A 22,747-nucleotide genomic window follows, 5' to 3' on the forward strand; every position below is an offset into this window, starting at 1 on the left:
CTTTCTATGGATGATATTCAACAATCGGAATATAAAAAAGCATGTGCCAATTGTGGTGCTGAGTTAAAATTTAAGCCAGGCTCGCATCAATTGACGTGTGAGTACTGTGGGTATGAAGAGTTTATTGAGGCATCTAAAACTAGTTTTGAAGAGTTAGAGCTAGAACACTACTTAAAAATCGTAGGTGAAAATGCCTATACCGAAACTATAGAGTTGTTGCATTGTAAAAATTGCGGTGCCAACCAGCATGTAGAAGAAAACTATAAATCGCTCAACTGTGTGTATTGTAGTGAACCTTTAATACGGGAAGATGTTGAGAAAGAAGGTTGGATATTACCTGGCGCTCTAGTTCCATTTCAATTAGATGCCGATAAAGCACAGACAATATTTAAAGCTTGGGTAGATAAAATTTGGTTTGCACCGGATAATCTTAAAAAAGCAGCGCTTGATCCAGAAGGTTTGCATGGATTATATGTTCCGTATTGGACGTTTGATGCCAACCTCTTTGCCTCTTACCAAGGGCAACGAGGAGATTATTATTACGAAACACAGACCTATAATAGTAATAAGGCAAGAAGAACAAGACGTGTTAGAAAAACCAAGTGGACGTATGCATCGGGTAGAGTAGATGGTTTTGTAGATGATATTTTAATAAGCGCATCAGAAAAGAAACGAAAAGAAATTCCGGCAAAAGTCACCTTTTGGAATTTGAAAGATTTAGTGGCTTTTAATTCAAAATATCTATCTGGTTTTGTTACGGAAAAATATACGGTTTCATTAAAAGAAGGGCATCACAAATCGTTTCAAGAAGCCAAGAATATTGCTTATAATTGGATCAGGCGAGATATTGGTGGTGATACCCAAAGGGTAGCAAACGCCGATATAAAACTTTCAGATGAAAAGTTTAAACATATCTTACTTCCCATTTATATAAGTTCATATAGATATGATGGTAAAGAGTATAATTTTTATATAAATGGGCAAACGGGAGTGTTAAGTGGAAACAGACCTTATTCCTTCTGGAAAATCTTCTTTTTAGTGATTTTTATCCTTGCCATGATAACCATAATTGCGATTTTTGCTAAATGAGTACAAAAAGAACACTGGTTGTAGGTGACATTCACTCAGGATTACAAGCTTTAAAGCAAGTACTTGAGAAAGCAGCTATAACTGAAGATGATACGATAATTTTTTTAGGGGATTATATTGATGGATGGAGTGAAGCGGTTGAAACTGTAAACTGTCTTATAGAATTGAAAGAAAGGTACAATTGTATATACCTAAGAGGTAATCATGATGAGCTTTGCTATGAATGGTTAACCGGTAAGGCAGATAACCCAACATGGTTTATGCATGGTGGTGAAGCCACTTCAAATTCTTATGGCAAAGCTTCAAAAGAAACCAAGGATAGGCACATCAAATTTTATGAAAGCTTAGAAAATTATCATCTAGACGCTGAAAATAGATTGTTTTTACATGCAGGCTTTACAAATTTGAAAGGCATTGAGCATGAGTATTTTAAAAAGACATTTTACTGGGATCGTACTTTGTGGGAGTTGGCGCTTTCTTTGAATAAAGAATTAGAAGATGACCATATTCATTATCCAAAGCGATTAAAGAATTATGCTGAAATTTACATTGGTCATACACCGGTAACGCGCATAGGTAAAACTACACCGCAGAATGCCGCCAATGTATGGAATATTGATACGGGTGCCGCGTTCAAAGGACCCTTAACTGTGTTTAACGCCAATACCAAAGAATACTGGCAAAGTGAACCGGTTTATACCTTTTATCCTAACGAAACGGGTAGAAACTAAGAAAACCGTTAACTTTACTTTAAAATAGATTGTTTTATTGACGATCTTTAATAAAATTTAAAATATGTCTAATAAAAATATAAGATTAGAGGTGATGCAGGCCTTAGAGCCTAAGGTAGAGAGTTTCATGGAATCTTTCCTTATAAAACCAGAGGATATATGGCAGCCAACAGATTTTTTGCCAGATTCTGAAAAAGATACATTTTTACAAGAAGTAAAAGATATTCGTGAAGAGTCTAAAGATTTAGGTTATGACTTTTGGGTAACCATGGTAGCAGATACCATTACCGAAGAAGCCTTGCCAACTTATGAATCTTGGTTAATGGATGTTGTTGGTATTGACCAGCACGGTGACCATAAAACAAATGGTTGGGCTAAGTGGGTACGTGCTTGGACTGCAGAAGAAAATAGACATGGAGATGTGTTGAACAAATATCTTTATTTATCTGGAAGGGTAAATATGAGAGAAATTGAAATAACGACCCAGCATTTAATTTCTGATGGTTTTGATATTGGTACTGATCGTGATCCATATAAAAACTTTGTATATACCTCTTTTCAAGAATTAGCTACCAATATTTCGCATAAGCGAGTGGGGCAAATGGCGAAGAAAAAAGGAAATGCTTTATTAGGTAAAATGTGTACTATAATTGCCGGTGATGAAATGAGACACCATTTGGCGTACAGAGAATTCGTGAAGACTATTTTAGGCGAAGATCCATCTGGTATGATGATCGCCTTTGCAGATATGATGAAGAAAAAGATTGTTATGCCGGCACATTTTTTACGTGAGTCTGGTGGTACAATTGGTTCTGCTTTTGAGAACTTCTCTAACTGTGCACAGCGTTTAGGTGTATATACAGCGCAAGATTACGTTGACATTCTAAGCAAGTTAAATGCGTATTGGGAATTGGATTCTGTTCGTTCTTTAAATGAAGAGGCTGAAAAGGCTCGTGACTACTTAATTAAGTTACCATCAAGATTAGAAAGAATTGCAGAAAGAATGAAATTTCCGCAAGACCAATATCACTTTAAGTGGGTAGAGGCAAACGGAGCATTATAAAATAAAAAATCCCGATCAGTAATGATCGGGATTTTTTTTGCTTTAAACGGTAGGTTATAATTTACCGTGTTTGTGCTCATCTTGCCATTTAACAAGTTCTGCCCATTTACCTTCGTAGCACATTTTAGCTTGTAACGGCCAAGAAGCAGGATCGTGAATTTTGTATCGTGTTCCTCCTGTATCCAATATTTTTTGGCAGGCTTCTAAACTAGCTTCAGAAAGTTCTTTCCATGTTTTAATACCGTGGTCTTTAAACATGCCTTCAATTTTTGGACCAATACCTTCCACAAGTTTTAAATCGTCTTGCTTAATGGTTTTTCCAAACGCAGCCTTGGCAGCAGCACCATCAAAAGCTAGTGCGCTACTTGTAGCGGCGCCGGCAGCAAAAGAGGCGGCAGATGCACCTAGATTAGTGCTTGGAGCGCTTGGAGCGGCAGGAGGAGGTGTTACAACCTTGCTTGCGGCAATTACTCTTTGGTTACAAGCTTCTAGATCAGCTTTCAGTTTGCTGTTGCTAGCTTTAAGATTGTTTAAGTCAGACAATTCGCCTTTAAGTTTTGTATTACTAGCGGTAAGACTGTTTATTTCAGCAGAGTTGTCTATTACTTTGGCAGAACGGCTACCAAGTAGATAACCTAAAATACCGCAGATAAGACCTACTAATAATGGAATTATCCAGCACCAAATGTTCATATTTTCAAAATTCATGATTTTACTTATTTATAGGATTAGTGTATGTTTTATTTTAATGTAATAACTGTTCGTCTATTTTTTACTCTGCCTTCTTCAGTGGCATTATCGGCAATGGGTTGTGTTTGCCCTTTGGATGTAGCAATTATCTTATCTGCAGCTATTCCGTTTTGCATTAAGTAATTTTTAGCGAATTCTGCTCTATCTTGACCTAGTCTCATGTTTGTACTTGCTCGCCCTTGTGAATCTGTATGACCAACAACGCTTGCCTTAGCATCAGAAACCTTATCTAAATATCTAGATATATCGGCAACTTTTTGGCGTTGCATAGCATCTAAATGAATTGAGGCTTCTGCAGTGTTGAAATAAAGAATTAATGGATCGGCATTTATTTTTTCATACAATGCTTTAAGGTCATCTTCCGCGGTCGCGGATTTTTCAACAAGACCAAAGGAAGCTGCACCCCAATAAGTACCCTCTTTAGCAATCATTTCGTCCATAAGTTTTCCCTGCGTATTAATTTGAGCAGTAGAGAATCCTTTTGAAGCTAAGTCGTTCTTAATTGAATTTGCTCTCGCAAGTCCTAAATTAGGGAATGCGGTATTATTCTCTTCTTGGCTAGTATAATAACCAGTTACGTTAATAACATTGTTTTCGTTCTCAGCTAAATGACCTTGTAAACCTGTAATTCCTTTGGTAAGGTCTGCACTTAATGGTGTTAAAAAGTTATGCGAAGAGACATTGAAATTATAATTGTCATTGGTGTTATAGGCAAATCCGTTTCCATCTATAGCGAAGGGATACGATGTAGCCGAGGGCTCTTTTATGATTTCCTTTTCTGTAGTTGGCTCTGTAACAACTGCCGCACCGCATTCGCTGCAACAGGTTATAAAGAAGTAGGTACCGACTACAATGGTAATCAACATCAATAATAAATACTTGATTGTTCTTGTCATTGTACGTAATGTTTAGTGTTTAGCGCACAATTTATTAAAAAAAACTTAAAAATGTTAAAAGATTTACACCTAATTACCTTACAATCAACAATATCTTAACATTAGATATGTTAAAATACTTACCAACTATACAATAAGAGGGTGAAACGATAAAAAAACTGTATGGTGCAACAACTTTTAATTGCATTTTTGCGTATGTATTGAAACGATATAAATCTCCCCACAAAGTTTGGGCATTGATTATATAATTTCAAGTTTTGAGTTAGTTGGTTAAAAAATCCTATCCTCTTTAAGTCGATAGGATTTTTTTGTGCCTTAAAGTTAAGGCTACCAAAAATCCAACTATACAATATTTGTGTAAACCTGTACAGAAATTGTTGAATTGAGTACTGTAATTTACTAGTTTGATACAGAGTAAATTACACTATAAAATGAAGAAAAAAATAAAGGGTTTTTTAAATTTCCTTTGCATGTTTATTGTTTTGGGCGTACAAGCTTTACTTCATGGTAGTTGGTCAAGTGAGCCAACCAATTCAAAAACAGCCTAGCCTAAAAGTTAATATGCAAAGGAAATTATAAGTGTATTATAGATCAAACTTTATACCCTGTGCCAAAGGTAGCTCAGTGGTATAGTTAATAGTGTTGGTTTGTCTTCTCATGTAAACTTTCCATGCATCAGAACCACTTTCACGACCACCACCGGTTTCTTTCTCACCACCGAATGCACCACCTATTTCAGCACCAGAAGTACCAATGTTTACATTGGCAATACCACAATCACTACCCCAAGCAGAAAGAAAATGTTCAGCTTCACGTAGGTTGTTCGTCATGATTGCAGAAGATAACCCTTGTACAACACCATTTTGAATAGCAATGGCATTTTCAACATCACCAGTATATTTTAATAAGTAAAGTACAGGAGCAAATGTTTCGTGCTGTACAATTTCAAAATTATTTTCAGCTTCTGCAATAGCAGGTTTTACGTAACAACCACTTTCATAGCCCTCACCTTCTAATACTCCGCCTTCAACAATTAATTTACCGCCTTCATTAACCACTTTTTCTAAAGCCTTGTTATATTGAGCAACAGCATCGGTATCAATCAATGGACCTACATGATTATTTTCATCTAAGGGGTTACCAATTCTTAATTGTTGATATGCTGCAACGACAGCTTCTTTTACCTTATCATACATAGATTCATGAATGATCAATCTTCTAGTAGAAGTACAACGTTGACCCGCTGTACCTACAGCACCGAATACGGCACCTATAACGGTCATTTTTAAGTCGGCATCTGGTGTAACTATGATAGCATTGTTACCACCAAGTTCAAGTAAAGATTTTCCAAGTCTGGCAGCCACTGCTTGAGCTACTATTTTTCCCATTCTAATTGATCCCGTAGCAGACACTAATGGAATTCTTTTATCTTGGGTCATTAATTCTCCAATTTTATAATCGCCATTAATTAAGCAAGAAATACCTTCAGGAAGGTTGTTGGCTTTCATTACTGCGGCAGCTATGTTTTGGCATGCAATACCACATAAAGGTGTCTTTTCAGAAGGTTTCCAAACACAAACATCACCACAGATCCAAGCAAGTGCCGTATTCCATGCCCAAACAGCAACAGGGAAATTAAAAGCAGATATAATACCTACAACACCTAAAGAATGATATTGCTCGTACATTCTATGACCGGGTCTTTCTGAATGCATAGTTAAACCGTGTAATTGACGAGAAAGACCAACTGCAAAATCACAGATATCTATCATTTCTTGAACCTCACCTAATCCTTCTTGGTAGCTTTTTCCCATTTCATAAGAAACAAGCTTACCAAGCGGTTCTTTTAGTTCTCTAAGTTTGTCGCCAAACTGTCTAACAATTTCACCACGTTGGGGTGCAGGTTTTGTTCTCCACTCTTTAAAAGCTGTCGTAGCAGTAGACATTACTTTTTCGTAATCTTCTTTTGTCGTTGTTCTGACCTTTGCAATTAGTGAACCATCTACTGGTGAGTATGATGAAATAATATCGCCTGAAGAAAAATCATTAGATCCGGTTGAGGTTCCCTCATTGATATCTTTAATTCCTAATGCTGTGAGAGCATCTTGTATTCCGAAATCTGCTGCAATTTTTGACATTTTATAACTTTTTACGTGATTAATGTTAGATATGATACAAAAATACAAAGAATTTTATCCTTGTGTAGAAGAAATTGTAGCTAAGAGAACTTTATAATAGACCACAATATGATTCCGGTTAACGCAGGTATACTTTGTACTATGAATATTTTTTTACTTACGGTTAGTGCACCGTAAGCACCGGCAATAGCAACGCAACCTAAAAAGAAGAGTGCAACATTTGCAGACCATTGTATTTCGGTAATGAAAAATGACCATATCAACCCAGCAGCTAAGAAGCCATTATAAAGCCCTTGGTTTGCCGCCATAGACTTTGTGGGTTCAAATAAATCTTTTGGAAAATTTTGAAAAACCTTTTTACCTGTTGTTGTCCATGCAAACATTTCAAACCAAAGAATATAAATATGGATCAGAGCTACAAGAGCAGTAATTATTTTTGCTATTAGTATCATTCTTCTTTAGCTATAAAACGTTCATCGACCGGCATTACAGTACCGCAATTGTCACAAGTCCTTAATTCTTCTGAACTATAAAAATGTTTAAAGTGAGCTAAAAAATCTTTCTCTATATCATGAAGGGTAAAATAGGCTTCATATAACTTGTGGTTACAATTATCGCAAAACCACAATAGACCGTCATCAACGTTCATATGGTTACGTTTACGTTCTATCACAAGACCTATAGATCCTTCTTTACGAACTGGAGAGTGTGGTACTTTGGCTGGGTGCAAATACATATCTCCAGGACCGAGTTGCATGGTTCGTTTTTTACCGTCTTCTTGAATGTGCACTTCTATATTTCCTTCAAGCTGATAGAACAACTCTTCGGTTTCGTTATAGTGATAGTCTTTTCTGGCATTTGGTCCGGCAACGATCATAACGATATAATCGCCGGCATCTTTGTATAGATTTTTGTTGCCAACGGGGGGCTTAAGTGAAGCTCTGTTTTCCTCAATCCATTTGTTAAGGTTAAATGGTGCTTGTATACTCATTTCTGTGAATTTAAGTGAAAGTTAAAGAAACGATTATTTTTCACCTAAAAGGTAAGCATAAAAAAAGCCTTTGGCTTGCAAAGGCTTTATAAAAAAATATGTGCTTTCCTTTATTATCTTACAAATATTTGGGTGTAATAATAGTTACCGTCACTATTTTCAACAATACTAATGGCCGAGTAATTAAAATCTCCCTCTATATTTTTTCTATGTCCTTTGCTATCTAACCAAGCATCGAAAGCTTCCTCTATTGTATCATAATTTCTTGCTACATTTTCAGCAACAAATACAGCATCTGTTCTTTTGGCAATACCTGATGCACGTTTGGTGAACATGTCATGACTGGTAATTCCTTTAGAAATCATATAATTAGTGTGTCGTATAGCATAGTAATATGTGATGCTTTCAAACTCAAATGGATTTAAGCCTATACTAAGACGATAGTTATTAATTAGTTCGAAAAGATTCGCTTCCATTTTGCTGTGCATTTTTGAAGAAGCTAGAGTTAGTTCTGAAATTGAAGTTTCAGTCTCCTCGTATCCTGCAAAGTTCTCGTATCTAGAACAGGATGATAAAATGATAACGATAATACCTAAATAAATGAAGCTAAATTTCATACCGGGGGCTTATTTTACGTGTGCCAAAAGTAGTATCGGTTGCAACCATGTGAAGAAAAACATCTTTACATGGGTTAAAATACTCGTTAAGCCGCCACTAATGATAAAATTAAGGCTCATCGATAAAATACAGGTGAGATTACAACGTAGAAAAATGTATTTTATATCATTTTCTCCATTTCGTCGGTATAAAGAAACTAATCAACTTATATGGGTTAAACTAGAGTCTAGATAACATCAAATAAAGTAATATTAGAATTCTTTACTGTTTGTAAAAAAGTTGGGTAAAGTAGTAATTGCCTAGGTCATCTTTCTTTACACTGATACCAGTATGTGTAAAATCGCCCTCCATTGTTTTTTTGTGGCTGCTACTAATGTACCATCCTTCAAAAGCCTCTAAGGCAGTTTGATAATCTTTGGCTACATTCTCGGCCACCATTTCAACACTTATTTCAGAATCAATGTTAGATGCTCTTGAGCTAAAGTTATCATGACTGATACTACCTTTGGAAATCATGTAGTCTGTATGAAGGTTGGCATATTTATAAGCCACGTCACTAAATTGCAAGGCATTAGTGTTAAGGCTTAATCTATGGTCATTGACAATTTCTAACAGGTCCTGCTCAATAATTAAAACGTTTTCAGCTTCAAGTACGGGCGTTTCATCAAGAGATTCGCTTGTACAAGAACCAAGAAAAAGTAATAAAAAGACAGGGACCGCATAAAGCAATCTCATTTTCATATAAGTGTCTTTTAAATAAATAGCCTTTCGGCGAAGCGAAGTAGGTAAAAAAGTTAAGAGTGTTCTAAGCTCTCGTAATCGATTTGGGTTATCGATGAAGTAATATTATAGAAAAATTGAATGCAGGGTATAAACAAAAATGCTTATTCGATAAAGTGCACAAAAAGTAAGATTAGCGGACAATTGAATTTAAATGATTATTGGATCATCTGAAGCCTGCTTTGAAGAGGCTTCGCCCACGAGCACAGTATCAAAAATTAATGCTCCAATTTCTTTGATAGGTTGATATAAAATAGATTCCTCTTTAGTTTCTTCTGTGATAAAATTAAATGTAGTGTCCATTCGATCGAAAAATATAAAAGCGGCACCTAATAAAATAGCCACTTTCAAAGCACCAAAAATGCCCCCTGCAATTTTATTTAAAGAGCCTAACATGGCAAAATTGGCGACTTTAGTCAATAGTTTTCCAATTAAATTGACGATAATTATAATTAGCACGAATGTGATTATGAAGGCTATGATACTCATATTGCGTTCATCCCAATTTAAGTGCTCAGATAAATATTCTCCCGTGATATATGAAAAATGTATAGCTCCAAAAATACCGGCAACAAGTGCAACAATAGAAGCGATTTCCATGAAAAGACCATTTTTATATCCCTTCCATAGACCCCATACTAAAGGTAATCCAAGTAAAATATCTAAAAGTCCCATTGGTAAAGTGTTTTAACAAATATAGAACTTTGATTTGTACCTTTGCAATGTCTGGATCAGACTATAGTTGAAGGAAATTATATGGCTAGGGATATACAATTAAAAGAACGATGGGATTTTTTGGTAGAAAAGCTTTCGACAAAGTTTTCTGATGGAGATCCTTTAGAACTAGATGCAATTATTTATTTGGTGGGTGTTCAAGAATTAGGACAATACCATAGAAAATACAAAAAAGATGATAAGTTAGATTTAATGCATATTGCAATATGTCGTCTTTTAGAACCTTACGGATTTTATGAATTCAGTTTTTTTGATGAAGATGGTTGGCCTCATTATAATGTAATAGAAGAATTACCAACATTAAAAGCTGGGGAGCAAACCGTTCTTATGAAAGAAGCGATTGTGACATATTTTATAGAAAAAGAGTTTATAAAATAAGTTGATTTAATCGACCAACTACACTGTTATTTTTACATCTATTAGAGCAACAGCTTAAAATATCAAAAGGAACTCGTCGAGTTTAAGAAGTTGTTGAAAGCGCACAATAGAATAATGGAATTACCGTAAGTTATAGGTAAAGCTTCAATGCTATTAATGATTGAAAAAAACAGGCAGACCATATATTAGCTTCAAAAAATCACTGCTTTGGAATCAGCTTTAATTCCTGTATATTTAGGGAAATAACTTAAAGCACATGTCAAGGCAATTTATAGTATCATTAGATCAGGGAACTACAAGCTCTAGAGCATTGTTGGTAGACCATGACGGTACCATTAAAGGAATGGTCCAAAAAGAATTTAAACAAATATTTCCTAAATCGGGTTGGGTAGAACATGACCCAAACGAAATTTTATCTTCACAGATGGCTGTTTTAAAAGAGCTACTTGAACAGGAAAAGGTAAAACCAAACGAAATAGTTGGTATTGGTATTACCAACCAAAGGGAAACTACGGTGGTTTGGGATAAAAATACGGGAGAACCTGTATATAATGCTATTGTTTGGCAAGACAAACGTACGGCAGATATTTGCGAGCATCTAAAGAAAATAGGACTTACAGAGCATGTAAAAAAAACTACAGGGTTGGTCATTGACTCTTATTTTTCGGGCACCAAAGTAAAATGGATATTGGATAATGTTGATGGCGCTAAAGAGAAAGCCAAAGCAGGCAATTTGCTAATGGGTACAATTGATACTTGGTTGGTTTGGAATATGACCAAAGACCATAATCATGTAACCGACTATACCAATGCATCGCGTACTATGATTTACGATATTGTAAATCTTAAGTGGGACGATAAACTACTAAAAGCGCTAGATATACCGAAAACTATGTTGCCAGAAGTAAAACCATCTTCTGCGAATTTTGGTGATTATGAGTTAGATGGAGTTAAAATACCGATTGCGGGTATTGCGGGTGATCAGCAAGCAGCACTATTTGGGCAAGCTTGTTTTAATAAAGGATCAGCAAAGAACACCTATGGTACAGGTTGTTTTATGCTAATGAATACAGGTGAAAAACCCCAGTTTTCTAAAAACGGACTTTTAACCACTATAGCTTATGGTTTAGATGGCAAAGTCAATTATGCGTTGGAAGGCAGTATTTTTATTGCAGGAGCAGCGATACAATGGTTACGAGATGGTTTAGAGCTTATTGAAGATGCAAAAGAAACCGAAGAATTGGCAAATTCGATCGAAGGGGAGAACCCGGTTTATGTAGTGCCGGCCTTTGCAGGTCTTGGAGCACCATATTGGGATATGTATGCCAGAGGAGCCGTTTTCGGTTTAACAAGAGATACCGGTAAAGCACATTTGGCAAAGGCAACATTAGAAGCGTTGGCATACCAAACCAAAGATATTTTAAAGGCAATGGAAGATGATTCTGGAATTCAGCTTAAAAATTTAAGAGTTGATGGTGGTGCTTGTGCAAATAATCATCTAATGCAATTTCAAGCAGATATTTTAGACTCAGAAGTTCATCGTCCAGAAATTATTGAATCTACCGCAATGGGTGCAGCATTTCTTGCAGGAATTCAAGTAGGTTTTTGGGAGCAATCAGACATTGATCAAAGCCGACCAATGAACCGAATATTTAAGCCCACTTTTGATCGTGTAAAACGAAAGCGTTTGTATAAAAAATGGCAAAAAGCCGTAGAAAGGTCAAAAGGCTGGGAAGAAGAATAGTAGCATACATACCAATTTTACAATTTATTAATTTTTTAGAGCATAGAATAGCATATGACTAGTTCTATCTTTGCCTAATTATGTTAGGTTTTCGTTCTTATCCGACGAAAATTACCGTTTCAAATTAAAAAGACATCTAGTGATGAAGAATATAAAATTTACCAATTTAGAACGTCAAAATACGATAGACCACCTAGAATCAGAAGATTTTGATTTGGTGGTTATAGGAGGAGGAATTACCGGTGGCGGTATTGCATTAGATGCTGCATCACGTGGTTTAAAAGTAGCCGTATTGGAAAAAGGGGATTTTGCCTCTGGTACCAGTAGTAAATCTACCAAACTAATACATGGTGGATTGCGATATTTAAAACAGTTCGATTTTTGGTTGGTAAAAGAAGTAGGGTCTGAACGTGCCATTGTTCACAAATTGGCTCCTCATTTAGTACTGCCTGAAAAAATGTTATTGCCATTAATAGAAAATGGTTCTTACGGTAAATGGTTAACATCTATTGGTCTTAAGGTATATGATATTCTTGCTCAGGTTACAGGTGATGATAAGCGAAAAATGCTAGAAAAGAAGGAAGCCTTAAAATTGGAACCTTTATTACCAAAGAAGATTTTGAACGGTGCTGGTTATTATGCAGAGTATAGAACAGATGATGCGCGTTTAACCATAGAAAATATAAAGACTAGTCTTTTGTTCGGTGCTCAGGCATTGAACTATGCAAAGGTGAATGAGTTTGTTTATGAAAACGATAAAGTTGCCGGTGTTAAAGCAATTGATACGGTTACGGGTAAAGAATTTACCATTAAGTCGAAATATGTCATCAGTGCAGCTGGTCCGTGGGTAGATGAGTTAAGAAGCCTAAATAATTCTAAAAAAGGGAAACAGCTTCATTTGACCAAAGGGGTGCATTTAGTATTTCCGTATGAAAAATTGCCTGTTAAGCAGTCCTGTTATTTTGACATACCAGATGGTAGAATGATGTTCGCCATACCAAGAGGTAAAATCACTTATGTAGGTACAACAGATACCAATTATAATGATAATAAGAATAAGGTGAAAACAGATCTTGCAGATGCTATTTATTTAATTTCTGCGGTTAATAATATGTTTCCTGATATCAATCTTGAGCTAGAAGATATTGTTTCTTCATGGGCAGGTCTGCGCCCACTAATTCACGAGGAAGGTAAATCTGCTTCAGAACTATCTAGAAAAGATGAGATTTTTGTTTCAGATACAGGCTTAATCAGTATTGCAGGTGGTAAATTAACAGGCTACCGTAAAATGGCAGAAAGAGTAGTAGATCGTATTGCCAAGAAGATGGAAGAGGATTACGATACCGAATTAAAAGAATGTTACACAGAGAAAATATTTCTATGTGGAAATGTAGATTTCAAGAAATTCAAACATGTAAAAAAATACATTGATGAGGTATATGACCAAATTAAAGAAGAAGGTTTTACAAAGCACGATGCTTGGTTTTTAGTGACCAACTATGGTAAGCAAACAGAGACAATTCTTGAAAATTATAAGGGTATTGTAGAAGCGGATAAATATGTGCGTTTAGCTAAAGCAGAATTGGCTTTCGGTATTGATTATGAAATGGTGCAAACCCCTATGGATTTCTTCATTAGAAGAACCGGTAGGCTATATTTTGATATAGATAGTATTAGAACACTAATGGAACCGCTGATGGCAGAGTTTCAGAATAGGTTCAAAGTAACGGATGACGTAGTTGAAGAATGGAGAACAACCTTGAATGAAGAATTAAAAGAACATTCAGATTTCTCATTAGAAAGACGTTAATCTAATTGATCGGTTAAATCAAGAAACACCTTTTTAGGATTCTTGTTTTCATAGAGAACTTTATAAACAGCGTCAATGATAGGAGTTTTGACCTTTTTTGTAAAGTTCTCTTTTATGTTATAAGCACTTTTGGCGGCATAATATCCTTCGGCAATCATACTCATTTCCATTTGTGCGCTTTTTACGGTGTAACCTTTACCGATCATATTACCGAACATTCTATTACGGCTAAAAATTGAATAACCGGTTACTAATAAATCGCCTAAATAAGCAGATTTATTAATGTTACGGTCTATTTTATGAATACGCTTGGTATACCGTTTCATCTCACGTATGGCATTACTCATTAATACACTTTGAAAATTATCTCCATAACCCAATCCGTGGGCAATACCCGCCGCTATAGCATATATATTCTTTAACATAGCAGCATATTCAGTGCCAATAATATCTTTACTAATGCTGGTTTTAATATAATTACTGGCAAGATTATTGGCAACCAATTCTGCCTTTTCTGTATCTGCGCAAGCAATGGTTAAATAAGATAACCGTTCCATAGCCACTTCTTCAGCATGGCAAGGACCGGTAATAACACCTATATTTTCAAAAGGTATCTCGTACGTGTTATGAAAATGCTCGCCTACTATCAATCCAGATTCTGGTACAATACCTTTAATGGCTGAAAAGATGATTTTATCCTTCAACGAAACCGTTAGTTTTTCTAACTCACCAACCAAAAAAGCAGAAGGTATTGCAAAAATTAAAACATCGGCATAATTAACAGCTTCATTAATATCGCTTGTCAACACCAATTGTTCTGTCTTAAATTCTACAGAAGTAAGGTAATTTGGGTTGTGCTTTTGAGTTTTAATATGGGCAATAGCATCGGTATTACGCATATACCAGCCAATTTTTTCTTGGTTATTAGTCAGCATTTTCACAATAGCCGTAGCCCAACTTCCACCACCTAAAACCGCAAATTTCGCATTCTCGTTCATGGTGCAAATTTACCAATTATTTGTATGATCATCATATGATTAGAATCAGTCCTGTAAAAATTTTGGCATGGAGATTGTTTCTAGTTAGACAACCTATTAAATGAAATCTTATGAAAACACTAAAACTACTTACGGGATATTTCCTATTGGCAACTTTAATGGTTTCTTGTTATACAGAAGTAATTATTGAAGATGATTTTATAGAAGAGTCTGCATTCAATACCGATCAAGTTTTACAAAGTTATGATTTATGGTATGTAGATATTAATGCAACTAGTGGTAATGGCGAGGTGCCTTTTTTACAAAGGGCATTTACGGTTTCTTTTGATCGCGGAGTGCTTTATGCGAATAATAATATCGTGGGAATTGGTAAAACAGGTGGTGGCTATGGTATTGATGTAGGTACTTATGGTACACTAAGAGGTACGGTAGATATTGCTCATGATATTGACGGGTCTTGGTTTTTGGAAGTGTATGCGGTAAATAATAATACTATAGAATTGTATGATGCTAGTACAGATACCTCTTATTACTTAATAGGATACCAGACTAACAATTTTGATTATGACACGGTCTTCTATGACAACATCAATTATTTCATACAGGAATATGATGCTTGGGAGAAAATATATACCAGTGAAGCAGGAGCGTTAAATGACTTTGACAACGAAAATTACTTGCAGTTTTTACCAAACTTTTTCAGGTCTTCAGTAAATGCGCCGAATACTAATGTTTCTAATTTACAGTGGGATTTTGAAGGAGAATATCAAGTCTATGATGTACAAGGAGACAACTCATTAAAAACGTTGACCTTAGATTATGATTTCTTTGGTAACGATTATTTTGAATTATATGTTATTAACGATGCTACTATAGAATTGTATCACCCAGATAGCGGTACAACTTATGAATTTAGAGGTAGAGGATACCAAGAGTATTTAAAATCTGCAAAAGGTTCAGAAAATAAGAAAAGAATAAAATCTTCTAACCCTACTATGAATGTAGAACGTAAGAAGGCAAAATAGTTTTTAGGTTGATTGTCTCAAAAGTGCCCTATTTGTAATAGGGCATTTTTTATACGGTAGATTTAACGTCTTCTACAATAACAGCATCAATATCTATAGGCTTATCTGAATGAAGAACCGATATATCTCCAGTAGTTTCAAATATAACGGCTTTTACTTGTGACAATTGTAAAACATTTGCCTCTCTAAGTTTTCCCATAAGGTCTGCTTTGCTTACTAATGCTTTGTTTAAATTTTCTTTTAAAATGGCACCATTTTTCATTAGAAGAATTGGGCTATTGGTTATTACTTTTTGTGCTGCATTAGACGATGATAACAGCTTAGCGAATAAAGCTTGTAGGCCCGCAAGTAATGCTATAGAAACCATAGCGGGCATTAAGCTTGCAACAGGTTTGTTGACCGCATCGGCTAAGATTGATCCCATGGCAATAGTAACGGCAAAATCAAAACTGGTCATTTTAGCGAATGTTCTTTTGCCTGTTACGCGTGTAATGAACATCATGTATAAATAGATAAAAACCGCAGCTACACATATTTGCAAAACTGTTTTTAGTGAAAGCGAGTCAAAAATTTCCATAGTTAAATTTTAGAAGTTTTACCTGGTCCATTTAAAGTATGGATTCAAGTTAAAAATGTACTCTTCTAAAAATAACAGTATCTCGTTTTAATTGTTTCCTCTATTACATAGAGTTCTAGTTCATTTAATCGCGCTGCAATCTCTTTTTAAATGCTGATGGATTTTCCCCTGTTACTTTCTTAAAGGTCCTGTTGAAGTAGGAGAGGCTTTCAAATCCGCATTCAAAACATGTTTCGCTTACATTCTTGCCGGTAAGCAATAAACGTTTAGATTGACTGATACGATATTGATTTAAAAACTCTATAAAAGTACTACCCGTGGCTTTTTTAAAATAGCGACAAAAAGCAGGCTTGGTTAAATTACAGAATTTAGCGACCTCATCAACCGATATTTTACCTTGGTAGCGTTCATCGATCAAGGCATAAATATCACGAATTCTACTTTGCTCCTTTTTACTGTATTTATTCTTATAAGGTCTCTTGTGTAGCAATTCAAACTCATTACTTTGAGAAAGTCTTTTAAGAATATTCATGATTGCCATAAAATATTCAAAAGGTTTTAGGGTATGTAGCTCCTTTAGTAATTCACCTACCACTTTTTTAGTTTCTCCGTGAAAAGCAATGCCGTATCTAGAAAGGTCTAATAGTCTATTTAAATTTTTTAATTCAGGTATAGGATCTACAAAAGTGCTCTTAAATGAAGGTTTAATATGTAAAACTTCTTCTCTGTAGGAAGTCTTTACTCCGTAATCGAAATTTAAATGTGGTATGTTAGATCCTATAAGAACCAAATCGGTTTCTTCGTATTCAGAAATATGATCGCCTACATGTCTTGTTCCATTAGCACCTTCAATATAAACGATTTCATATTCAGGATGAAAATGCCAATAAAAAAGATGGCTCAACTTGGGGTCATGTAATAGTCTGAACGGACTTTTAGATGCGGGATCAATGGATTCTAGTTCAATCTTCATGGGCTAAATGTAACAAAATTGCATATAAATTCTATATGGAGTAGCTATAAAATCAATATTGTTCAAATTTAGGTCAATATTACGGTAGCCCAAAATGCTTACCCTCAGTAGTTTTGCTTTATACAATAACTTAAAATTAATGTACTATGCAGCAAATAAACAATAAGGTTGAACAAGGTAATAAAGCGCATAAAGAAATACCTGGAAATCCGTCAACGGCAACAAGCAGTAAGCAAAAATTGAATGATCGATCTAACGGTAAACCACTTCGTGTACTCAGCGAGGAAGATTGGAAATTCTGGATGGAAAATGGATATATCGTAATAAAGAATGCAGTACCCTTGGAGCAAGCAAAAGCTACGGCAGATTTTCTTTGGGAGTTTGATGAAAAGAGTCCTACGGATTCTTCAACATGGTATGCACCACCAAGAGCAGAAATGCAAATGAAAGAGTTGAAAGGTACAGGTATGGTTGAGGTTTACAACCATCAACATTTATGGAACAATAGACAAACGCAAAGAGTATATGATGCTTTTGTAGATGTTTGGGGAACAGAAGAACTTTGGGTGACAATAGATAGGGCAAATTTAAATTTCCCGTTACCACCAGGGGTAGATAAGAAAGGATTCATTCATTGGGATTATGACCCTGAGACCAAGCCACAAAACGTACAAGGGGTATTGGCATTAGCTGACCAAGATGACGAGAATATGGGAGGCTTTCAATGTATACCTTGGTTATACCGTAATTACGATTCTTGGAAATTGACACAACCAGAAGATAGAGATTGTTTTCAGCCTTCGTTAGATGGTTTGGAAGATAAAATAGTAAAAGTGAAAATGAAGGCAGGTGATCTGTTAATTTTCAATAGTACCGAACCTCATGGTATAAGACCCAATAAATCAAAAGATAAAGTTCGTATAGCGCAGTATATTTCAATGATGCCAGCAGAGCCTGAAAATGAAGAAATGCGTCATTGGAGAGTCAATTCTTGGAAGAACAAAATAGCCCCAGAAGGGTATGCATTTCCGGGTGACCCACGTAAATGGGAGCAAACCAAATATGATACTGCTAAATTATCACCTTTAGGAGAGAAATTACTAGGGCTAAAAGACTGGTAGAGAGATAATATGGTAATAATCTGCTAGTTAGTGGCGAGGGCAATAAATATGACTTATTTTTGCGCCCTTAAATTCATCGGGCATGCAGAAGTACCTCAATATTTTCGATTTCAATCAGAAAGTAGATTATAAAAATGAAATTTTAGCAGGATTAACAGTTGCAATGACAATGATCCCAGAATCATTGATGTTTGCTATTCTTGCTGGGTTTTCGCCATTAGTAGGTTTGTATGGTGCTTTTATCATGGGCTTGGTCACGGCGATTTTTGGTGGAAGACCAGGTTTAATTTCTGGTGGTGCCGGGGCAACGGTAGTTGTGCTAATGGCATTAATGAACTCTCATGGTTTGGAATATGTTTTTGCAGCAGTTGCTTTGGCAGGTGTTTTTCAATTGATCGTTGGTTTTTTAAAGCTTGGTAAATTTATTCGCTTAGTGCCTCAGCCTGTAATGTTTGGATTTGTTAATGGTTTGGCCATTATTATTTTTATGGCACAAATGGATCAATTCAAAGTTGGCGTAGGCGATGCTGCGGTTTGGTTAACAGGTACAACATTATATACTATGGTTGGCTTGGTGCTGTTTACCATTGCAATAATCGTTTTTGTTCCTAAACTTACTAAAGCGGTACCGGCTTCATTGATAGGGATTATTGTAGTTTTTCTAATAGTGTACTTTTTAGATATAGAAACCAAACAGGTAGTAGACATTATCAATCAAGATACGTTACCGGGAGAAAAATTGAAGTCACTTAGCGGATCGCTGCCTTCTTTTCATATCCCGACTATTCCCTTTACCCTTGAAGCCTTTAAAATCATTTTACCTTACGGATTAATAATGGCAGCGGTAGGACTTACCGAAGGATTGTTAACCTTGAACTTGGTAGATGAGATTACCAATACAAAAGGTAACAGTAACAGAGAGTGTTTGGCACAAGGAGGCGCGAATATTTTGAACGGTTTCTTTGGTGGTATGGGTGGTTGCCCAATGATAGCACAGACTTTGGTAAACCTGTCAGCAGGTTCAAGGGCAAGATTATCTGGTATCATTGCTGCTTTGACCATATTGCTGATCATATTGTTTGGTGCACCGGTAATAGAATTGGTACCTATTGCGGCATTGGTAGGTGTTATGGTAATGGTTTCCGTAGGTACATTTGAGTGGGCAAGTTTCAAGGCTTTAAGAAGAATGCCAAAGTCAGATATTTTTGTAATGATATTGGTTACTTTAATTACCGTAGTACTTCATAATTTGGCATTAGCGGTATTAATAGGGGTAATTATATCGGCATTGGTATTTGCATGGGAAAGTGCCAAGAGAATTAGAGCAAGAAAATATGTAGATGAAAACGGGGTAAAGCATTATGAAATATATGGTCCTTTGTTCTTTGGCTCAACTACGCTTTTTAATGAAAAATTTGATGTGCAAGGTGATCCAAGTGAGGTGATAATTGACTTCAAGGAAAGTCGTGTTTCAGATATGAGCGGTATAGAGGCTTTAAACAAGATTACAGAACGCTATGCTCAAGTGGGTAAAAAAGTTCATTTACGTCACTTGAGTAATGACTGTATACGTTTATTAGCTGCCGCAGATGATATCATAGATGTAAATGTTATGGAAGATCCTACCTACAAGGTTATGGTAGACAAGCCTCTTTCAAAATCTAAAGAAGATGAACCCGAAACTAAAAATCCATTTAAGTTGTGGGGGTTATAATAGCCTGCATATGGGCGCTTGTTATAATACATACATATAGATAGCATAAAAAACTGCTAAGACTATTGTTATGGAAAGGATGTAAGTTCCTATTTCTTGAATGTTGTCTTTTTTAGCTTGAGCTATTATTTTATCACGTACCACTTTACGTTCTACAGCTGTAAGTTGTTTAAAATGTAATTTAGTTTCTTTCGAGTAGTCTAGATAATCTTTACGCAAATCTCTAAAGCTTTTACTTTTTTTAAGTAGCGCCCTATTTGCCTTTATTACTTTCATTGGTTGTCCGCCGTATCCCATCGTTCTTTCTTTCTTATTTGTAGTAAATTCGAAGTTTTTGTTACATAAAATTGAATTATTCTTATTTTTTGAACAATTCTTTAATACATTTATTGATTTTAGTGCAAGATTGATTTTTCTCTTTATGGAGTAGAGTTTTAATAGATTAGAGTATCGGAAATATGAATAGTAAAGTAAGTTTGCTTATCGCAATTATCGGATTGATTATTTTAAACAGTTGTAAGGTGGAAGAATCTAAAAACGAAGAAGTTCTTTTCGTAGGAACGTATACGGATAATGGCAGTGAGGGAATATATAAATTCAATTTAAACTTAGGTACCGGTGAATTGACAAACCAAACTTTAGTTGCTAAGATGAAAAACCCATCTTACATATCATTTTCTCCGGATAGAAATTCTTTATATGCCGTAAGCGAAGTAGATGATTATAAAAAGGACGATGGGTCAATTACCACATTCAGAGTAAAGGATACTTCTCTTATATATGTAGAAGAACAATCTACACATGGCGCTAACCCATGTTTTGTAGGTGTAAGTAATGATGGCAATCTAGTGGCAGCAGCAAACTACTCTGGTGGTAATGTGGCAATATATAATGCTTTGGAAAATGGAAATCTAAAACCTTCTCCTCAAATTATAGATCATAAAGTTTTGGATTCTACTAGGAAAGCTCATGCACATATGGCATCGTTCTTAAACGGAGAATTAATGGTGTCTGATTTAGGTCTTGACCGAATTAAAAAGTACACAGCGTCCAATAATAATTTTGTTCCAAGCGATCAAAAAGAGTTGGTGGTTGCTGAAGGTGCTGGACCAAGACATTTTGTTGCTTCTAATGATGCAGAATTTCTTTATGTAATCAATGAATTAAACTCTACTATTACCATGTTTCAGAAAGAAGATGGAAAGTATTATGGTAAACAAACGTATGATACTGTAGCATCAGATTTTGAAGGTGAGAGTTTTTGTGCCGATCTTCATTTATCACCAGATGGTAAATTTCTATATGGAACAAATAGAGGGGAGAATACAGTAGTAATATTCAAGGTAGATGATACTACTGGAAAATTAGAATTGGTAGGTAGAGCGTCTGTTAAGGGCGATTGGCCAAGAAACTTTACTATTGACCCCACTGGTAAATATGTACTGGTAGCAAATCAACGTAGCAACAATATTGTTGTTTTTAATAGAGATGCAGTAAATGGCACTCTACGTTTTGTAAGCCAAGTTGATTTGCCTAGTCCAGTATGTTTAAAATTCTATTAATTAGAATTTATAATTTGTAATAAGTCATTTTTTGGCACTACCCCAGATTGTCTCCAAACCTTCTTTCCATCTTTAAAAAGAATCATGGTAGGCACACCTCTAACTTGGTATTGAGATGCCAATGTTTGATTTTTATCTACGTCGATTTTTACGACTTTAATAGCGTCTCCTAAATCGGTTTTCACGTCCTTTAGAATAGGAGCTAGCGTTTTACAAGGTCCACACCAGTCAGCAAAAAAGTCTACTAAAACTGGAGTGTCCCCTTTGATGATATCAGAAAATGATGCTTTCATATCTTTTGTTTTATAATTAATAATAATTTTTAGCTAGTATTGAATTAGCAAATTCCTGTAGAAGGATCACAACTATCACCCGTAGCGATTATTTTTAATGGTGCTACTTGTTGAAAAGCTTCTAGAAAAGCTGCGGGTGGTTGTGCACCACTAATACCGAACTTGTCATTGATAATAAAGAAAGGCACACTGTTGACACCGCGTTGCTGGTAATGCGCAATTTCTTGTTTTACTGCATAGGCAATAGCGTCGTCATTTATAACTTTTTCTGTTTTTTCTGCCGTCCAATCATATTCTGCCATAATGGAACTTAGAACGGCAAAATCGTTTAAATGAAGATTTTCATCAAAGTATGCTTTCATAAAACGTTCTTTCAAAGCATCTTTAAAACCCTCTTCACCTGCCACATGTAAAAGTTGATGTAACGGTAATGTATTTACCGCCAACCATTCCTTTCCAAAGTTGAAGTTGATACCTTCTTCTTTTCCGCTTTCTTCTAAACGTTTCGTCATTTCCAGAGGTCCGTCTACACTACCAAATTTATTGGTAAGGTAAGTATCCCTGTCTAGTCCTTCCTTTGGTATATTTGGATCTAATTGAAATGGGTGCCACTCAATTTCTATCTCGGCGCCATCCCATTCTTTTATTGCTTTTTCTAATCTTTTCTTACCAACATAACACCATGGGCAAGCAACATCAGAAACTATATCTATTTTTATTTTATCGTTTTGCATATATCAATCATTTAGTACCTAATTGGT

24 protein-coding genes are annotated in these 22,747 nt (G+C 35.6%); 10 read left to right on the plus strand and 14 right to left on the minus strand.

The window, feature by feature from the left end:
* The first annotated feature begins 6 nt into the window (after window positions 1-6).
* From SJY30_RS15205 to SJY30_RS15215, 3 genes are all read left to right on the plus strand, one after another.
* Entirely contained in the window at window positions 7-1,089 is a 1,083-nt protein-coding gene (locus SJY30_RS15205) for a DNA helicase PriA (protein ID WP_396632981.1), read from the plus strand.
* Window positions 1,086-1,820 carry a metallophosphoesterase family protein gene (locus tag SJY30_RS15210; RefSeq protein WP_396632982.1) on the plus strand — a complete coding sequence of 245 codons (735 nt, stop codon included), beginning with the start codon at window positions 1,086-1,088 and terminating at the stop codon, window positions 1,818-1,820. The genes SJY30_RS15205 and SJY30_RS15210 overlap by 4 nt, the downstream gene beginning before the upstream one ends.
* Window positions 1,821-1,884: 64 nt before the next feature.
* Window positions 1,885-2,883 carry an acyl-ACP desaturase gene (locus SJY30_RS15215; protein WP_036157363.1) on the plus strand — a complete coding sequence of 333 codons (999 nt, stop codon included), beginning with the start codon at window positions 1,885-1,887 and terminating at the stop codon, window positions 2,881-2,883.
* A 54-nt stretch (window positions 2,884-2,937) separates the two neighbouring features.
* Here the strand turns inward: SJY30_RS15215 and SJY30_RS15220 are convergent, their stop codons facing one another.
* The 8 genes from SJY30_RS15220 to SJY30_RS15255 form a co-directional block, all read right to left on the minus strand.
* Complete coding sequence (locus SJY30_RS15220; RefSeq protein ID WP_396632983.1) at window positions 2,938-3,591, minus strand: hypothetical protein; 654 nt, start codon at window positions 3,589-3,591, stop codon at window positions 2,938-2,940.
* A 32-nt stretch (window positions 3,592-3,623) separates the two neighbouring features.
* A complete protein-coding gene (locus tag SJY30_RS15225; RefSeq protein WP_396632984.1) occupies window positions 3,624-4,529 on the minus strand; it encodes an OmpA family protein in 906 nt (301 codons plus the stop codon).
* A 584-nt stretch (window positions 4,530-5,113) separates the two neighbouring features.
* Window positions 5,114-6,667, minus strand: coding sequence for an aldehyde dehydrogenase family protein (locus tag SJY30_RS15230; RefSeq protein WP_396632985.1), 1,554 nt, complete (start codon window positions 6,665-6,667; stop codon window positions 5,114-5,116).
* Window positions 6,668-6,747: 80 nt separating this feature from the next.
* On the minus strand, window positions 6,748-7,119 hold the full coding sequence (locus SJY30_RS15235; RefSeq protein ID WP_396632986.1) for a DUF1304 domain-containing protein: 372 nt from the start codon (window positions 7,117-7,119) through the stop codon (window positions 6,748-6,750).
* A complete protein-coding gene (locus tag SJY30_RS15240; RefSeq protein ID WP_396632987.1) occupies window positions 7,116-7,658 on the minus strand; it encodes a 3-hydroxyanthranilate 3,4-dioxygenase in 543 nt (180 codons plus the stop codon). The genes SJY30_RS15235 and SJY30_RS15240 overlap by 4 nt, the downstream gene beginning before the upstream one ends.
* 113 nt (window positions 7,659-7,771) lie before the next feature.
* Window positions 7,772-8,275, minus strand: a complete 504-nt coding sequence (locus tag SJY30_RS15245) for a CAP domain-containing protein (RefSeq protein WP_396632988.1) — start codon at window positions 8,273-8,275, stop codon at window positions 7,772-7,774.
* Window positions 8,276-8,537: 262 nt separating this feature from the next.
* A complete protein-coding gene (locus SJY30_RS15250) occupies window positions 8,538-9,017 on the minus strand; it encodes a CAP domain-containing protein (RefSeq protein ID WP_396632989.1) in 480 nt (159 codons plus the stop codon).
* 189 nt (window positions 9,018-9,206) lie between these two features.
* Window positions 9,207-9,731, minus strand: coding sequence for a CvpA family protein (locus SJY30_RS15255; protein WP_396632990.1), 525 nt, complete (start codon window positions 9,729-9,731; stop codon window positions 9,207-9,209).
* Between the two features lie 81 nt (window positions 9,732-9,812).
* Between SJY30_RS15255 and SJY30_RS15260 the strand changes: the two genes are divergently transcribed.
* The 3 genes from SJY30_RS15260 (at window position 9,813) to SJY30_RS15270 (ending at window position 13,723) form a co-directional block, all read left to right on the plus strand.
* Window positions 9,813-10,169, plus strand: coding sequence for a hypothetical protein (locus SJY30_RS15260; protein ID WP_396632991.1), 357 nt, complete (start codon window positions 9,813-9,815; stop codon window positions 10,167-10,169).
* A 256-nt stretch (window positions 10,170-10,425) separates the two neighbouring features.
* Window positions 10,426-11,913 carry a glycerol kinase GlpK gene (gene glpK / locus SJY30_RS15265; RefSeq protein ID WP_396632992.1) on the plus strand — a complete coding sequence of 496 codons (1,488 nt, stop codon included), beginning with the start codon at window positions 10,426-10,428 and terminating at the stop codon, window positions 11,911-11,913.
* A gap of 142 nt (window positions 11,914-12,055) precedes the next feature.
* Window positions 12,056-13,723, plus strand: a complete 1,668-nt coding sequence (locus tag SJY30_RS15270; RefSeq protein ID WP_036157331.1) for a glycerol-3-phosphate dehydrogenase/oxidase — start codon at window positions 12,056-12,058, stop codon at window positions 13,721-13,723.
* Here SJY30_RS15270 and SJY30_RS15275 read toward each other — a convergent pair.
* The gene (locus SJY30_RS15275) at window positions 13,720-14,721 is read right to left on the minus strand and encodes an NAD(P)H-dependent glycerol-3-phosphate dehydrogenase (RefSeq protein ID WP_036157330.1); all 1,002 of its coding nucleotides are present in this window, start codon (window positions 14,719-14,721) and stop codon (window positions 13,720-13,722) included. The two genes, SJY30_RS15270 and SJY30_RS15275, sit on opposite strands and share 4 nt — an antisense overlap.
* A gap of 110 nt (window positions 14,722-14,831) precedes the next feature.
* Here SJY30_RS15275 and SJY30_RS15280 point away from each other — a divergent pair, with 110 nt between their 5' ends.
* The gene (locus SJY30_RS15280) at window positions 14,832-15,746 is read left to right on the plus strand and encodes a nicotinic acid mononucleotide adenyltransferase (protein WP_396632993.1); all 915 of its coding nucleotides are present in this window, start codon (window positions 14,832-14,834) and stop codon (window positions 15,744-15,746) included.
* A gap of 49 nt (window positions 15,747-15,795) precedes the next feature.
* On the opposite strand, the gene SJY30_RS15285 is transcribed toward SJY30_RS15280, so the two are convergent.
* Both SJY30_RS15285 and SJY30_RS15290 read right to left on the minus strand, forming a co-directional pair.
* Window positions 15,796-16,323, minus strand: coding sequence for a DUF421 domain-containing protein (locus SJY30_RS15285; protein WP_396632994.1), 528 nt, complete (start codon window positions 16,321-16,323; stop codon window positions 15,796-15,798).
* Between the two features lie 124 nt (window positions 16,324-16,447).
* Window positions 16,448-17,296, minus strand: a complete 849-nt coding sequence (locus SJY30_RS15290; protein WP_396632995.1) for a helix-turn-helix domain-containing protein — start codon at window positions 17,294-17,296, stop codon at window positions 16,448-16,450.
* 146 nt (window positions 17,297-17,442) lie between these two features.
* Between SJY30_RS15290 and SJY30_RS15295 the strand changes: the two genes are divergently transcribed.
* Both SJY30_RS15295 and SJY30_RS15300 read left to right on the plus strand, forming a co-directional pair.
* The gene (locus SJY30_RS15295) at window positions 17,443-18,417 is read left to right on the plus strand and encodes a phytanoyl-CoA dioxygenase family protein (RefSeq protein WP_396632996.1); all 975 of its coding nucleotides are present in this window, start codon (window positions 17,443-17,445) and stop codon (window positions 18,415-18,417) included.
* A gap of 82 nt (window positions 18,418-18,499) precedes the next feature.
* Window positions 18,500-20,131 carry a SulP family inorganic anion transporter gene (locus tag SJY30_RS15300; protein ID WP_396632997.1) on the plus strand — a complete coding sequence of 544 codons (1,632 nt, stop codon included), beginning with the start codon at window positions 18,500-18,502 and terminating at the stop codon, window positions 20,129-20,131.
* Window positions 20,132-20,152: 21 nt separating this feature from the next.
* Here SJY30_RS15300 and SJY30_RS15305 read toward each other — a convergent pair whose 3' ends face one another.
* A complete protein-coding gene (locus SJY30_RS15305; RefSeq protein WP_396632998.1) occupies window positions 20,153-20,428 on the minus strand; it encodes a hypothetical protein in 276 nt (91 codons plus the stop codon).
* A 161-nt stretch (window positions 20,429-20,589) separates the two neighbouring features.
* Between SJY30_RS15305 and SJY30_RS15310 the strand changes: the two genes are divergently transcribed.
* Entirely contained in the window at window positions 20,590-21,693 is a 1,104-nt protein-coding gene (locus tag SJY30_RS15310; RefSeq protein ID WP_396632999.1) for a lactonase family protein, read from the plus strand.
* Here SJY30_RS15310 and trxA read toward each other — a convergent pair.
* On the minus strand, window positions 21,690-21,986 hold the full coding sequence (gene trxA / locus SJY30_RS15315) for a thioredoxin (protein WP_396633000.1): 297 nt from the start codon (window positions 21,984-21,986) through the stop codon (window positions 21,690-21,692). The two genes, SJY30_RS15310 and trxA, sit on opposite strands and share 4 nt — an antisense overlap.
* Window positions 21,987-22,030: 44 nt before the next feature.
* On the minus strand, window positions 22,031-22,720 hold the full coding sequence (locus SJY30_RS15320) for a DsbA family oxidoreductase (protein ID WP_396633001.1): 690 nt from the start codon (window positions 22,718-22,720) through the stop codon (window positions 22,031-22,033).
* Window positions 22,721-22,747: the final 27 nt, after the last annotated feature.

This window comes from Maribacter sp. R86514 (genome assembly GCF_044597005.1).
In the GTDB taxonomy this organism is placed as follows: Bacteria; Bacteroidota; Bacteroidia; order Flavobacteriales; family Flavobacteriaceae; genus Maribacter.